The organism is Clostridium sp. Marseille-QA1073 (genome assembly GCF_054863625.1).
This window is the reverse complement of the sequence record NZ_JBSVQM010000002.1, coordinates 20,521-37,035: the sequence shown is the minus strand read 5'-3', so window position 1 is coordinate 37,035 and position 16,515 is coordinate 20,521. Positions and strand designations below refer to the sequence as shown.

The following is a 16,515-nucleotide window of genomic DNA, read 5'->3' as shown; positions in this document are numbered from 1 at the left end:
GTAGATCATAAAATATAAACCTTAAATTAGTCTTAAACTTAAAGTTATTTTAAGATTTGTATGATAAAATTTATTTAACATATCTTAAAAAAATAAAAAAGAAAGTAAAAATTTATAAAATTAGAGGGTGATTATCTTGAAACTATTATTAATAGAAGATGAAAAGCAATTGTCAGAGGCATTAACGCAGCTTCTTATGAAGAATAAATATTTTGTTGATGCGGTATATGATGGCGAAGAAGGTCTTGACTATGCAATGACAGAAATATATGATGTTATAATTTTAGATATAATGCTACCAAAGCTAAATGGATTAGAACTTCTTAAGAAATTACGTTCAGAGGGAATATCTACTCCAGTAATTCTTTTAACAGCAAAAGGGCAAATTTGTGATAAGGTTACAGGTCTTGATTATGGAGCTGACGACTATTTAGTAAAGCCTTTTTCACCAGAAGAATTATTAGCAAGGCTTAGAGCACTTTGTAGAAGAAAAGGTGAATTTATTAATGAAAATATATTAGATTTTGCTGATATTAGGCTTAATTTATCTACCTATGAATTAGAAGGTAAGGAAAATAGTGTAAAATTATCATTAAAGGAATTTGAAATAATTAGATATTTTATGCAAAGACCTAAAAATGTAGTTAGTAAAGATGACCTTATTATTAAACTTTGGGGTTTTGATTCAGAAGCAGAGTATAATAATATTGAAGTTTATATATCTTTTTTACGTAAAAAGTTATTACATATTGGATCTGAAACAGCTATAACTACATTAAGAGGAATTGGATATAAACTGGAGGATTAAAATATGTTCGACAAACTTAAAAGAAAATTTATTATAATAAATATGACCCTCCTAACAGTAGTTTTTATTGCAATATTTTCAACCATATATATTATGACTATGGTTAGTGCAGCAAGACAAACAGAGTTTACTCTTAATACTTTAATGCATGCACCTCCTAAGCCATCTCCTAATAATCCAGCAATTGCAACTAGTATTATTGTAGAGTTAGATAAGCAGCATAATATAGCAGATGTTTTTTCTTTATTTGACATTAAAAAAGAATCAATTGAAGAGGCTATATCGCAAGCTATAAAAAGTAAAGAACCTTCTAATAATTTAAAGATAGAAGGTAGTAGTTATGCCTTTTTAAAGCAGGATACTCCGAGAGGTATGAAAATTGTTTTTGCTGATAGGAGTCCTCAACAGACAATGGCTATTAATTTGCTTAAAATATTCTTTTTAGTAGGAAGTATTAGTCTTATTATTTTGTTATTGATTAGTATGTATTTTGCTAATAGAACAATAAAACCTATTAAAGAAGTGTTTGAAAAGCAAAAGCAATTCATAACAGATGCATCTCATGAACTTAAAACACCACTTACAATAATAAAAACCAATACAGCCCTAGTTTTATCTAATAGTGAAGAAACTGTAAAAAGCCAAAGTAAATGGATTGGATACATAAATTCTCAAATAGATAGGATGTCAAAACTTATTGATGATATGCTATCATTAGCTAAACTAGATAATCCTCAACAGAAAGTGTATTTTTCAAGTTTTGATATTAGTAAAGTCCTAGAAAATATTCTTTTATCCTTTGAAGCAGTACTTTATGAAAATAATATAGAGTTAGATTTTAATATAAACAAGAATATATCTATAAATGGTGAAAAAGAAAGTATTAAAAAACTTTTCAATATTCTTATGGATAATGCAATAAAGAATACTCCACCAAAGGGAAAAGTTTCTGTAAAGCTTGATTGTGATAAGAGTAAAATAGAAATTGAAATAAAAAATACTGGTGATGGTATTCCAAAAGAACATATTGATAAAATATTTGAACGATTTTACCGGGTTGATGACTCACGAAATAGAGAGAGTGGAGGATATGGACTTGGACTTTCAATTGCTAAATCAATTGTAAATGAGCATAATGGAAATATATATGTAAAGAGTAATATTAATGAATATACTTCATTTATTGTGGAGTTACCTCAAAGTATTAAGTAATGATTTTTATTTTATTTCGGAAAATTTCAGGGAGGGGATTTATAATGAAAATAGAAACAATAGAGGCAAGTATTAATGATAAATTGATAATAAAAAATATGATGGAGTTATATAACTATGATTTATCAGAATATGAAGATGTTGATTTAAATGAGCATGGTTTGTATGATTATAGTTATTTAGATAATTATTGGACAGAAGAAAATAGGCATCCATTTATAATTAGAGTTGATGATAAATTAGCAGGATTTGTTCTTGTTAATAAACATGGGGTTGATACCTCATTTTCAATTGATTATAGTATTGCAGAGTTTTTTATATTAAAGAAATATAGAAAAAAAGGAGTAGGAAAGGCTGTTGTTTTTAATGTTTTTGATAGATTTCATGGAGTATGGGAAGTAAAACAATTGCCAGATAACAAGATTTCACATGTTTTTTGGCGTGAAGTAATAAAAGAATACACATTAAATAATTTTGAAGAACTGCCAAAAGGTACAGAAAGTTGGAATGGTCCAATCCAAAGATTTAACAATAAAAGCTTTTTAAAATAATTTAAAGTGAATTTTTAAGTTATGGTAATGTATAGATAAATAATAATTATGAATTTATAGTATTGAATAGGATTAATTCAAAGTATATTAAATTCTATAAAAAAGATAGAGCTAAACTCATTGAGTTCTTGTGATGAATAAATAAAAAAATATCAAGAAGCTTAAATATAAAAAAATAATTTTTATATCTTCAAAAAGTTTTATAAAAATACTGGAGGAATTTCATAAATTCACTCTAGTATTTTTTATTTTGCTACGAATTATTAAAATTATATAAATTTAGTATTATTGTAGATACAATTATTATAATAAGTGGGATAATATAAAATGTTTATAAATGAAATTAATTATTTCATTCCATAAAGCTTAATTTACAAAAATAAAACAATATTGTTTATGAAGTATCTTATACACTATAATAATAAAAAGTGGAAACTTTAATTATGTAGAAATATAATATGATAGATTAAATATAGTGAGGTGTCTTATATGAAAAAGAGTATTTTAATTATAGATGATGATATTGAACTATGTAGATTACTTAAAAGATGTATGGAAACTGAAGGTTATGAGGCAGATGTTGCTCATACAGGGATAGAAGGCTTGAAGTTTGTTAATAACAAGGACTATCATTTAATTATATTGGATATTATGATGCCAGAAATGGATGGAATATCTACATTAACTCATATTAGAAAAATAAAAAATACGCCAGTGCTAATGCTTACAGCAAAAGGTGATGAAATGGATAAGGTTTTGGGACTAAAATTAGGTGCAGATGATTACATAACTAAACCTTTTAGTTTATCTGAATTAACAGCTAGAGTTCAATCATTAATTCGTAGATATGTAGTGCTTGGTGCTGCGGCAGAAAAGCCACATTGCATGGCTTTTGGACCTCTTGTTATAGATACTGCACATATCCGTGTCACTTATAATGGTGAGAATGTCTCACTTACTGGAAAAGAATATGATTTATTATACTTTTTAGCATCTAATCCTGGACAAATTTTTACCAAGAAACAAATATATCAAAACGTATGGAAAGAAGATTATGCTTATGATGACAACAATATTATGGTACATATTAGAAGATTACGAAAAAAAATCGAACCAGATCCAGAAAATCCAATATACATTTTAACAGCTTGGGGTATGGGCTATAAGTTTAATGGAGAAGCAGGCAATGAGTAGGGAAATTATATGGTTTATCATTATTTTAGTAATAGTTTTTATATTTTTTATTTATCGTGAATGGAAATATCGCCGCCGTATTCAAGAGACTTTACATATTTTAGATGATATTATCGAAGGTAATGAAAATCGAAAAATTCATGTTGGAGCTAAGGAGGCTATCGCCCCTTTAGTATTTAAAATTAATAAATTAGTAGATTCTTACCAAAGAGATAAGATAAGGGCATTTCGAGCAGAACAGGCAAGGAAACAGATGCTATCTAATTTATCACATGATGTAAGAACTCCATTAACATCTGTTCTAGGGTATCTAGATGCATTGTGCGATGGTATGGCTGGTGAAGAAAGTGAAGAATATCTTCATATTGCAAAAAATAAAGCTTATGCATTAAAAGAATATATTGATGAACTGTTTACTATAGCACAAATAGATGCTAACGAAATTCAACTTGTCTTTGAACCAATTGACTTATTTGAATTACTGCGCAGTGAACTTATTGGTTGGATTCCAACATTACAGAAAGAAAACATAACCTTAGAAGTTCAAATTCCTGATGAGGAGTGTTTTATAAATGGAGATCAACATGCATTGATTCGTATTTTTAGTAATTTACTTCAAAATGCTTTTCGTTATGGTGGAAACAATCATTTTATAGGGGTATCTGCATGGGATGATGAAACTAATGTTTATTTTGAAGTTTGGGATAAAGGACCTGGACTATCTTCAGATGAAATATCTAGGGTCTTTGAACGGCTCTACAGAGAGGATTCTTCAAGGTCAACTAAAGGTCATGGCTTAGGTTTAGCTATATCCAAGGAACTTGTTCAAAAGATGCAAGGAAGAATTTTTATGGAAAGTATTCCTTATATAAAAACATTTGTGCAAGTTTCTCTACCAAAAAGTAAGAAAAAGTAAGAAATATGTAAGCTCCATGTCAGAACTACCATATAGAATAAAATATATAAGCTATTTCAATTCATAATTAGTAATTTGGGATATTTCTTAGGAATAGCTGATAGATTTAGAATTTATTCTTTTAAAAGTAATTTGGTTATTTTTTATAAAAAATGGATATTTATATTTTAGTAAGAAAACAATTAAGACAAGGAGCGATATAGATGGAAAATTGGATTTTAGAAACTAAAGCACTTACAAGAAAATTTGATAAACAAATAGCAGTGGATAGTATCAATCTCCATGTTCCCAAAGGTAAAATTTATGGACTTTTAGGTCGTAATGGAGCGGGTAAAACTACAACACTGCGCATGATTATGGGATTAGTTCAACCTACCTCAGGTGAAATTGAAATATTCGGAAAGAACTTAATGCAAAATAGAAAGGAAATTTATCCACGTATTGGATCAATTATTGAAAATCCTGGATTTTATCAAAATTTAACGGGGAGCGAAAATCTCAAAATATTAGCTCGGTTACGTGGAGTTCATCGTTCAGATGCTATAGAATATGCACTTTCAACAGTGGGGCTTGACAAAGAGCCAGAGAAAATAGTATCTCAATATTCTTTAGGAATGAAACAGCGTTTAGGAATTGCAGCTGCTATTATGCATGAACCAGAGTTATTAATTTTGGATGAACCTATAAATGGCCTTGATCCCATAGGCATACAGGAAATGCGAAATTTTCTTGTTAAATTATGTAAAGAAAATCATGTAACCATTGTTATTTCAAGTCATATTCTTAGTGAAATTGAACAATTGGCAGATAATATTGGAGTTATTCATGATGGAAAATTGCTAGAAGAGGTATCCGTTGAAGAGCTTAGAAAAAGAAATCGTAAATATCTTGAATTTCAAGTATCTAACGAGAATAAAGCAGTTATGCTTATAGAGAAGCATTTTAATATTACAGATTATGAAGTTCACGAAAAAGGGAACATTCGTATATATTCTCATTTAGGTGAACAAGGAAAGATCAATAAAGTATTTGTAGAAAATGATATTGAGGTATTAAAGATTATTATGAGTGAAGATAACTTAGAAGATTACTTTATTAAACTAATAGGAGGTGGCACTATTGGCTAATTTATTATATACTGAACTTCTAAAGCTTAAACGATCTAATATGTTTTGGGTAAGTATTGTGGGGGCGATAGTAGCACCTTTTATGTGCTTTATAGCATATGTAATGCAAAAGGCTAAAAGACCTGATATACCTATTGAATTTAATGTGGTTTTTTCTGATACTAATTTATATGTTGTTTTTCTAATTGGAGTACTTTTATATGGGTTGATTACTGCCTATCTTTTTAATAGAGAGTATGTTGAAAACACGTTAAAAAATCTATTAACTGTACCTGTATCAAGAATAAGCCTTATTGCGAGCAAGCTAGTTCTACTATTAATTTGGATTATGGTATTGACTATAATTTCTTGGGTTATGACTTTAATTTTTGGACTAATAGGACAGTTTGAAGGTTTAAACACTACAATATTGATAACTTCATTTAAAGAGTATATCATAGGAGGTAGTCTTCTTTTTCTATTGTCAACTCCAATTATATTTGTGACACTTTTGTTCAAGGATTATGTGCCAACCATTGCATTTACTATAGCAATAACTATGGTAAACGTGCTAATTTCAAATTCAGAATATAGTGCTTTATATCCATGGTCAGCAATACTAGCTATAGCAACTAATATTTTTCGTCCAGAATATCCTCCAATATATTCTTATATTTCTATTTTTATTACGTCTATTATTGGATTTATAGCAACAGTGATTTACTTTAAAAAGGTGGATATTCATTAATACAGATATGCATTTGAATAAGACATATTGGAAAATAATTAGTAATTATAATAATCTATTTTAAATTATACTGTGTATTTAAGAAATCATGATATTAACTATCATCAAAGAAAATACATTTAAAATCTTTAACTGGTTATTTTTTCCTATGTCTAAATAATAAATTAGAAAAAGGTGATTAAATGGAAACAATAATTTTTATAATAAAATCTATAATATTAGGAATCATAGAAGGAATAACAGAATTCTTACCGGTATCCTCAACGGGCCATCTTGTTATTTTTCAAAATTTGATAGGATTTAAAGGAACTAGTGCAAACTATGTTGAGATGTATACATATGTAATACAACTTGGAGCAATACTTGCAGTTGTTATACTTTACTGGAAGAAGATAAAAGATACTCTTGTAAACTTTTTTCCACAAAAAGTTGGGTATGAAAAATCAGGATTTAAGTTTTGGTTTATGATATTTATTGCTTGTATACCTGGAGGTGTCTTTGGAATATTACTAGATGACTTAGCAGAGCAGTATTTATTTACGCCAGTATCTGTAGCTATAACTTTATTCTTAGGTGGTATATGGATGATATACGCTGAAAAGAAATTTAGAAATAATAATACAAAAAGTCATGAATTAAATGTTACACCAAAGCAAGCAATATTAGTTGGATTATTTCAATGCTTAGCTATAATTCCAGGGATGTCACGTTCAGCTTCAACTATTATAGGAGGATGGGTATCAGGGCTTTCTACCGTTGCAGCTGCCGAGTTCTCATTCTTTTTAGCAATCCCAGTTATGGTAGGAATGAGTTTCCTAAAAATTTTAAAGATTGGTGGCATATCTATTCTTACATCTCCAGAAATTATTTCTCTTGTGGTTGGTTTTGTAGTTTCATTTATAGTAGCGTTAGCAGTAATTAATAAGTTTATTTCTTATTTAAAGAAAAAACCAATGAAGATATTTGCAATTTATAGAATGATATTTGCAGTTGTAGTTTTATTAGCAGGATTTGCGGGACTGTTTTAATAAAATATACAAGCAGTTCTTTCGGACAAGCTTTTAGGTTAAACTTAGAAATATTAAATTTTATATAATTTAAAGTAGTGTTATCTTGCTTTGTTACAGTAGGTATATTCTCTAATTTTAGTAAGTAATTGTTTTTAGGGGATTTTTAAAAGTTGAAAAATATTTAAAGTTTATCTTAAACATTTAGAAATTATCTTTGGACAAGTTATTGATAAAAGGTATATCAAGTTTAGGCATTTGAAAGAAAATAAAAAACAAGGATGTTACTATATTTTAAACTTATGAAATAAAATAGCTAGTTAAAGATGCGAAATATATGAGCATCTTTAACTAGCTATTTTTGAATATGTCTCATGCTAGACAATGTGTCGAGTTCTATTAATAGTAGACTTATGAACAGAAACTTACAACTTAGAATAATGGAAAGTAGGCTGATATACTGATCTATTATTTTTTGAAGATACCTTATTAGTAAAAATCAACTTAGCAAAAATGGATAAGCGGGTGGTAATTAACTCTGATATTATAGAATCATAGATCGGGGAGGGAAAACATGGATTATAGAGCTTGTATTCAACAAAGTATCGACTATATTGAGATTCACTTAAAAGAAGATATTACAGTAGAGAAACTAGCTACATTAGCTGGATTTTCATCTTATCATTATTACAGGGTATTTCAATTCTATGTAGGGCTACCAGTAATGAAATATATACGGAAAAGGCGTATAGCTTATGCTGCCACAGAGCTACTTGATGGACGAAAAATCTTGGATATTGCTCTAGACTATGGCTTTGATACCCATGCAGGCTTCACTAAGGCATTTCGCAAATCCTATGGTGTATCTCCAGAACAATATCGAATTCATGCAACTAAACGGATTCCAGAGAAAGTGGACTTAATGAAGTTAGCAAAATATAAAATAATAGGAGGAATTATTATGCAACCTAAATTTATTGTCAAACCAGCATTCAAGTTAGCAGGTTATGAACTAAAGACTACTTCAAATGATGGAAAGAATAATGCAGAAATTCCAAAATTTTGGGACAGATACTTTGAAGAAAATTGGGCAAAAACTTTACACGATAAAATTACTCCAGTTAATCATGCAGAACTGGGTGTTTGTCTACAACCAGATATGAAGACAGGAAACTTTTCCTATATAATAGGGGTAGAGGTAAGAAATTTTGATAATATACCAGAAGGACTTTTCAAAGGAGAAATAAATGAAGCTACCTATGCTGTATTTACTACACCGCCATCAGACCGTAAAGATAATGGATTTACTAATACTATTCAAGGCACATGGAATTATATCTGGAATGAATGGTTTCCAGAGTCCGGTTACGAATATGCACCAGATGGAGTAGATTTTGAACTATATGATGAGCGTTGCTATGGATATGAGGGAATTGTAATGGATATCTATATACCAGTAGTGAAAAAAGAGTAGAAGAGTATTTTATTTATGAAAATGTTCAATTAAAATATCTATATTTATTTATATAATATCCGATGTGATACTTTTTGTTATCATGTCGGATATTTTTTTATTAGTCTACTAGTCGAATAAAGATGCTTAACTTTAATAGATAAATCAATAGAAAATACACTTTTTATAGTAGCAAATTTAGTATTGCAAAAATACTTAAAAATTTATTTTTTTCAATAGAATTTCATAAGTGTATTAAAAGAATAAATAAGAGAATGAAATCGATAAAATATTAAGCTAATTTTGTATAAGAACTTGTAGATGTATGAAAATTATGGTTTTTATTGATTTATCAATAAAAAAAATATAAGAAATATAATTAGTAGTAAAACAAGCTAAAACTATGAAACAAGCTACGCAATAAAGAGATAATCTAATCCTATCAACAATAGTGATAGAAAGAATTTCTATTTGCTTCAATTTGGAGATTTTCATTTTATAAGAAAGTAGATTTATAATCTAGTTACAGATTTTAAAATCATAGTAATTTAACGGGGGAGTGTATATGCTAATGGATTTTATTTTTTTAGCCACATTACTAGTAAGTTATGGATTGTTCTATAGATTTATAAAATGGTGTGATTATCAAATTAGCCCCAAACAGATAGATGAATAATAGTATTCATTATTTAGAATCAAAAAACTTGGGAGGTTTAGTATATGGATATTCTACAAATAGTTGTAACACTGATATTATTTATGTTGCTTATAGTACCAGTAGGCACATATCTCTATAAAGTGGCAAGTGGAGAAAGGTCATTTGTTGATCCAGTCTTTGATAAAGTAGACAATTTTATATTTAAGATTACAAAAGTTAAAAAAGAGGAAATGAACTGGAAAAAATATGCTACATCATTATTGTTATTTAATGGAGTAATGATTTTAATAGTATATTTCATTTTAAGGTTTCAAAATATAAGTTTTTTAAACCCCAATGGTATAGATAGTATGGAGCAAAGTCTTAGTTTTAACACTGCTATAAGTTTTATTACCAATACTAATCTTCAAAATTATAGCGGAGAGTCAGCAGTATCATATTTTACTCAGATGAGTGTGATTACATTTCTTATGTTCACATCTGCAGCAACAGGTCTTTCAGCAGCCTTAGCTTTTATTAGGGGACTTGCGGGACGTAAAAAGACTGTTGGAAACTTTTTTGTTGACCTTGTAAGAATTATAACTAGAGTATCGTTACCACTATCAATATTCGTTGCATTATTTCTTGTATGGCAAGGAGTTCCACAAACTCTTTCTCCGAATGTGACAGTTAATACCATTGAAGGAAAGTTTCAAGATATAGCCCTTGGACCAGTAGCCTCTTTAGAATCTATTAAACACATTGGAACAAATGGCGGAGGTTTCTTTGGAGCTAATTCTTCACATCCTTTTGAAAATCCTACACCTATAACAAATTTAATAGGAATACTATCAATGATGGTGATACCAGGATCCTTAGTTTACACTTTCGGTTTAATGATAGGAAAGAAGAAAGAAGGATGGACAATTTTTAAAGCTATGGCAATATTACTTTTAATAGCAATTCCTATTTGTTACTATGCTGAAATGAGAGGAAATCCTGAATTGGCTAATGTGGGATTATCGCAAATAGCAGGAAATATGGAAGGAAAAGAAGTTAGATTTGGTATAGCACAATCGTCACTTTTTACCACTATAACAACAGCATTTACAACGGGAACTGTAAATAATATGCATGACTCTTTAACTCCATTAGGGGGAATGGTAGCACTATGGAATATGATGCTTAATGTAGTCTTTGGCGGAAATGGTGTTGGACTTATGGGAATGATTATGTATGCAATATTAGCGGTATTCTTATGTGGTCTTATGGTAGGACGTACACCAGAATTTTTAAGAAAGAAAATCGAAGGAAAAGAGATTAAGTTAATTGCCCTGGCAATAATTATTCACCCATTAATAATACTAATGCCATCAGCTATAGCACTTAGTGTACAATCAGGACTTAATGGCATAACAAATCATGGATTTCATGGATTAACTCAAGTACTTTATCAGTACACTTCATCAGCCGCTAATAATGGTTCAGGATTTGAAGGACTTATAGATAATACAATCTTTTGGAATAGCACAACAGGTATAGTAATGCTAGTTGGCAGATATATGTCAATGATATTATTGCTCGCAGTTGCAGGATCTTTTGCAGCAAAGAAAGCATTACCAGAAAATGATGTATTTTTTAGAACTGATAACAGAATGTTTGTAGTTATAATAGTGGCTGTTGTGATAATTATAGGAGCGTTGACTTTTCTTCCTGCTTTAGCACTAGGACCAATTGCAGAACATTTAACCTTAGGACAATAGGTATTTAAGCAGGCCCTTCAAAAAATAATAGACTAGTACATTAGCCTATTTTCCATCATACTACGTCGTGAGAACCTGCCCATAGCCCCACTATGAGCAGAACCTAACGTCTTGTCTGATATGAGGCATATTCAAAAAAATAACTAGTCAGTATGCTCATCTATTTTGTAGCATACTGCATCGTCAGAGCTTCATGATAGTTAAACTTCATGAAAATCTGTATTCTTGTCTGATGCAAAATATATTTCGCATCTTTAACTAGCTATTTTATTTCATATGCTTAAAATATACTAACATCTTTGGTCTGCTATTTTCTTTCAGGTGCCTTAAAGGAGTTAATTATTATGAGTAAGAAAAAGAATAAAAAGATTTTAAATAAAGATATAATCATTACTGCTATTAAAGATTCATTTATAAAGCTTAATCCAAAAATTATGTATAAAAATCCTGTTATGTTTATAGTTGAAATAGGATTCTTTATTACGCTAATATTAAGTATATTTCCTAATATTTTTGGTAATGAGGGAGAAAATTTACAGATATACAATGGAATAGTAAGCTTCATACTTCTAATTACAGTACTCTTTGCAAACTTTGCAGAAGCAGTGGCAGAAGGAAGGGGAAAAGCTCAAGCGGAAACTTTAAAGAAAACAAGAAAAGATACAAAGGCAAAGCTTATTTCTAAAAATGGAGCGGTAAATATAATAAGTGCAAGTGAACTAAAAAAAGGAGATATAGTTCTAGTTGAAGTTGGCGATTTAATACCAAATGATGGAGTTATAATTGAAGGAATTGCCTCAGTAGATGAATCAGCTATTACTGGAGAATCTGCTCCAGTATTAAAGGAAGCTGGTGGGGATTTCAGTGCAGTCACTGGTGGAACAAAAGTTGTTAGTGATTGGATTAAAGTTGAAATAATAGCATCTCCTGGTGAATCCTTTCTTGATAAAATGATTAGTCTTGTAGAAGGAGCTTCAAGGCAAAAAACTCCTAACGAGATAGCCTTAAGTACAGTTCTTATTAGTTTAACAATTATTTTTATAATAGTAATAGTTTTTTTATTACCAATGGCAAAATATTCTCAAGTTGAAATTCCAGTTTCAACATTAATAGCGTTATTAGTTTGTCTTATACCTACTACTATAGGAGGATTGTTATCAGCTATAGGAATAGCAGGCATGGATAGAGTTACAAAGTTTAATGTTATTGCTATGTCAGGTAAAGCTGTAGAGGCTTGTGGAGATGTAAATACTATGATACTTGATAAAACAGGTACTATTACCTTTGGGAATAGAATGGCAGCAGAATTTATACCTGTAGGTAAGCATATAAAAGAAGAAGTTACAAGATTTTCTGCTTTATCGTCTATAAAAGATGAAACGCCAGAAGGTAGATCTATAATAGAATTAGCTAGAAAAAACAATGTTATTATAAATGAAGATGAGTATAAAGATAGTCTATTTATTGAATTTACTGCTCAAAGTAGAATGAGTGGTATGGATTTAAAAGATGGAATTAAGATAAGAAAAGGCGCTGCCGATTCTATTAAAAATTTTGTAATTAGTATTGGTGGTAAAGTTCCTGAAGATTTAGATAAGGTTACAGAACGGGTTTCAAAGTTAGGTGGTACCCCTCTTGTTGTATGCGTAGATAAGCATATACTTGGTGTTGTATATCTTAAGGATACTGTAAAACCAGGATTAGTTGAAAGATTTGCAAGACTTAGAGAAATGGGAATAAAAACTGTTATGTGTACAGGAGATAACCCACTAACAGCTGCAACTATAGCTAAAGAAGCTGGAGTTGATGAATTTATTTCTGAATGTAATCCAGAGGATAAAATTGATGTAATTAAAAGAGAACAAGCTGAAGGGAAAATTGTAGCAATGACTGGAGATGGAACCAATGATGCACCTGCCCTTGCACAAGCAGACGTAGGGCTGGCTATGAATAGTGGAACTCAAGCGGCAAAAGAGGCAGCTAATATGGTTGACCTAGATTCAGATCCAACAAAAATTTTAGAGGTAGTTGAAATTGGTAAGCAGTTATTAATAACAAGAGGAGCATTGACTACTTTTAGTATATCAAATGATGTAGCTAAATATTTTGCTATCATACCTGCAATGTTTTCTATAGCTATACCACAGATGAATAGTATAAATATAATGGGGTTAAATACTCCAACAAGTGCAGTATTGTCAGCATTGATATTTAATGCCATTATAATACCATTATTAATACCAATTGCCACGAGAGGCGTTAAATATAAGCCAATGAAGGCAGAAAAAATGTTAATGAAAAATATTCTAATATATGGACTAGGTGGTGTAATAGTTCCATTTATAGGTATCAAACTTATAGATTTACTTGTATCACCAGTTTTAAAAATTTTTAGTTTATAGTCTATCTATATACTGGAGGGAATTTTTATGAAGAGCATAATTAAAACTTCATTTTTAATGACAATAACATTAATTATAATATGTGGATTTATATATCCGCTTTTGGTCACAGGTGCTAGTCAGTTATTTTTTAACGAAAAAGCAAATGGAAGCTTAATTGAGTTTGATGGTAAGATAGTTGGCTCTAAACTTATAGGGCAAGATTTTAAAGATGAAAGATTTTTTCAAGGCAGAGTATCAGCAGTAAATTATAATACTTATACAAAAGAAGATATTCTTGAAGACGAAAGTGGAAAAAAAGTATTTTCAGGAGTAGCTTCAGGTTCTGCAAATCTTGCACCATCAAATCCAACACTAATGGAAAGAGTAAGTAAAGATATAGAGGAATTTTTAAAGAATAATCCAAATATAAATAAAGAAGATATTCCTACAGATTTATTAACTAGTTCTGGATCTGGATTAGATCCTCATATAACTCCAGAATCTGCTAAGATACAGTTAGATAGGATATCTAAAGCCTCTGGAATACCTGTAAGTGATCTAGAAAAAATAATTGAAAAATACACAGAAAATAGATCACTAGGTATATTTGGCGAACCTAGAGTAAATGTTCTTTTGGCTAATTTAGAAATTGCTAAAATACTAAAAAGTAATGGTAAATTATAATTAGGAATTTAATATTCATTTTGACTAGGATTATCTTAGAGATGTATTATATTTATTAAATAGATGACTTATGTAGATAAAATACCTTAAAAATATGCTAAAAAGGAAAAGTGCATAAGTCACTTTTCCTTATAAAAATTTATTAAAGAAATTAACTATTAATTGTGCAGTGAAATAAGGTCAATCTAAGAATTTGAGGTGATTAATATTAAGTCATTAAGAGGCAAAATAACACTAATTTATATTGGACTTGTAATGATAATTACAATTGTAGGATTAATTTCTGTTTTTAATGTTTATAAGTTAGAACGATCAATTGATGGATTGATAACTGATAATTATAAAAGTATAGATGCAGCTAATAATATGAATAATTATATAGAAGTTCAAGATAAAGCTATTTTAAAGTATATGCAAAATCAAAAAAAAGAAGCAGTTAATTTATTTTATGAAAGTAATGATATGTTTTATAAATGGTTTCATACTGAAAGGAATAATGTTACTGAAGTAAGAGAAGCAGAGATTGTGGAAGAGCTTAATACGAACTATATTAAATTTATAAAGCTATTTCCAGAATTGCAGGAGTATAGTAAAACTCATAATTATGAGCAGATACAATCATTTTATAAAGAGATAATAACGCCAGTGTTAGAAGACATAAAGAAAAATTTAAATGATTTATCAAAGCTAAATGAAGTAACTATGTTTGATAAAAAGAATAGCGCAAAGATAAATGCAGAGCATTCAACAAATATAATTTTAATAGTATCATCAATTTCAACAGCTCTAGGTTTAGTAATATCAATAATATATACAAACAAGTATTTAAGGCCTATTCATTTACTTACTGATACCGTAAAGTCTGTAAAAGAAGGCGAAATTAACAAACAAGCTCCTATTATTTATAACGATGAAATTGGAATGCTAGCTACTGAATTTAATAATATGACTAATAGATTATATGAATTTGAGAAAAGTACTAAAGGAACACTTTTAGCTGAGAAGAATAGGTCTATGACTATAGTAAAAAGTATTTCTGATCCACTGATAGTACTTGATGCAAGTTTTAAGATTAAATTTATAAATAATTCTTGTGAGACATTCTTTAATTTAAAGGAAGACTATGTTCTTAACAAACATTTTCTTCAGGTTATAAAAGATTCAGAATTATATGATTATGCCTTTGAAGTTATAAACAATGATTTAATAGACGATGGAAAAATAATAGATATAGCTATGAAAAATAAAATCTATTTCTTTAATGTTACTGTTACACCTATAAAAGATAAGGATTTGAAGGTTAATGGAGTAATTATGCTTTTTAGAAATGTTACAGAATTAAAGCAGCTAGAGATGATAAAGACAGATTTTATAGGAACAATTTCTCATGAATTAAAAACACCACTAACTTCAGTTATGATGGGAGTAGGTTTAATGTCAGATGTGAATATAGGTACATTAAACCAAAAGCAGAGTAAAATAATTGAAACTATTAAAGAAGATGTTCATAAATTAAATGATTTAGTCTCAAATCTATTAAAAATATCTCAGTTACAATCAGATAGAGCAATATTAGATATAAGGCCTTGCAATATCATAGACTTAATTAATAATTGTGTAAATAACTATATTAGTCAAGCTGAGGAAAAACAGATTAATTTACATTATGAAATATGTGAAGATTTACCTAATATAATGGTTGATGAAGAAAAAATAATTTGGGTTTTAAATAATTTAGTTTCAAATGCAATTAGATATACAGAGAATAAAGGGAAAATATTAATAGGAGCATATACAAAAAATGAAGAAATGTATGTATATGTAAAAGATACAGGAAGAGGAATACCAGAACAATATTTGAATAAAGTATTTGAAAAATTTGTAAGAGTAGAAGGCTTTGAAATATTACCTGAAAGTAATGGACTTGGACTTTCTATTGCAAAGGAAATTGTAGAGGTTCATGGAGGGGAAATTTGGTGTGAAAGTAAGCTCAATGAAGGAAGTATATTTACTTTTACATTACCTATTGAAGAAGATTAAATTTCTATGCAT

The 16,515-nt window shown here is 29.2% G+C and carries 13 protein-coding genes; all 13 read left to right on the top strand.

All coding sequences use genetic code 11. The features are described 5' to 3' along the window. The first annotated feature begins 136 nt into the window (after positions 1–136). On the top strand, positions 137–808 hold the full coding sequence (locus tag ACY1IQ_RS02035) for a response regulator transcription factor (protein ID WP_461612388.1): 672 nt from the start codon (positions 137–139) through the stop codon (positions 806–808). A gap of 3 nt (positions 809–811) precedes the next feature. Further along, entirely contained in the window at positions 812–2,020 is a 1,209-nt protein-coding gene (locus ACY1IQ_RS02030) for a sensor histidine kinase (RefSeq protein ID WP_461612387.1), read from the top strand. A gap of 44 nt (positions 2,021–2,064) precedes the next feature. Next, positions 2,065–2,571 (top strand): GNAT family N-acetyltransferase, encoded by a 507-nt coding sequence (locus tag ACY1IQ_RS02025; protein WP_461612386.1) that lies wholly within the window; start codon positions 2,065–2,067, stop codon positions 2,569–2,571. 489 nt (positions 2,572–3,060) lie between these two features. Further along, complete coding sequence (locus tag ACY1IQ_RS02020; RefSeq protein ID WP_461612385.1) at positions 3,061–3,765, top strand: response regulator transcription factor; 705 nt, start codon at positions 3,061–3,063, stop codon at positions 3,763–3,765. Next, positions 3,758–4,681 carry a sensor histidine kinase gene (locus ACY1IQ_RS02015; RefSeq protein ID WP_461612384.1) on the top strand — a complete coding sequence of 308 codons (924 nt, stop codon included), beginning with the start codon at positions 3,758–3,760 and terminating at the stop codon, positions 4,679–4,681. Before ACY1IQ_RS02020 ends, ACY1IQ_RS02015 begins: the two co-directional genes overlap by 8 nt. Before the next feature lie 203 nt (positions 4,682–4,884). Next, positions 4,885–5,808, top strand: a complete 924-nt coding sequence (locus ACY1IQ_RS02010) for an ABC transporter ATP-binding protein (protein ID WP_461612383.1) — start codon at positions 4,885–4,887, stop codon at positions 5,806–5,808. Next, the gene (locus ACY1IQ_RS02005) at positions 5,801–6,535 is read left to right on the top strand and encodes an ABC transporter permease (RefSeq protein WP_461612382.1); all 735 of its coding nucleotides are present in this window, start codon (positions 5,801–5,803) and stop codon (positions 6,533–6,535) included. Before ACY1IQ_RS02010 ends, ACY1IQ_RS02005 begins: the two co-directional genes overlap by 8 nt. 182 nt (positions 6,536–6,717) lie before the next feature. Continuing rightward, positions 6,718–7,563, top strand: a complete 846-nt coding sequence (locus ACY1IQ_RS02000) for an undecaprenyl-diphosphate phosphatase (protein WP_461612381.1) — start codon at positions 6,718–6,720, stop codon at positions 7,561–7,563. A 553-nt stretch (positions 7,564–8,116) separates the two neighbouring features. After that, positions 8,117–9,016: an AraC family transcriptional regulator gene (locus ACY1IQ_RS01995; protein WP_461612380.1), complete on the top strand. Its 900-nt coding sequence runs from the start codon at positions 8,117–8,119 to the stop codon at positions 9,014–9,016. Positions 9,017–9,715: 699 nt separating this feature from the next. Then, positions 9,716–11,395 carry a potassium-transporting ATPase subunit KdpA gene (kdpA, locus tag ACY1IQ_RS01990; protein ID WP_461612379.1) on the top strand — a complete coding sequence of 560 codons (1,680 nt, stop codon included), beginning with the start codon at positions 9,716–9,718 and terminating at the stop codon, positions 11,393–11,395. Positions 11,396–11,739: 344 nt separating this feature from the next. After that, a complete protein-coding gene (gene kdpB, locus ACY1IQ_RS01985; protein ID WP_461612378.1) occupies positions 11,740–13,797 on the top strand; it encodes a potassium-transporting ATPase subunit KdpB in 2,058 nt (685 codons plus the stop codon). A gap of 27 nt (positions 13,798–13,824) precedes the next feature. Further along, on the top strand, positions 13,825–14,463 hold the full coding sequence (gene kdpC, locus ACY1IQ_RS01980; RefSeq protein ID WP_461612377.1) for a K(+)-transporting ATPase subunit C: 639 nt from the start codon (positions 13,825–13,827) through the stop codon (positions 14,461–14,463). 198 nt (positions 14,464–14,661) lie between these two features. Beyond that, positions 14,662–16,503: an ATP-binding protein gene (locus tag ACY1IQ_RS01975; protein ID WP_461612376.1), complete on the top strand. Its 1,842-nt coding sequence runs from the start codon at positions 14,662–14,664 to the stop codon at positions 16,501–16,503. Positions 16,504–16,515: the final 12 nt, after the last annotated feature.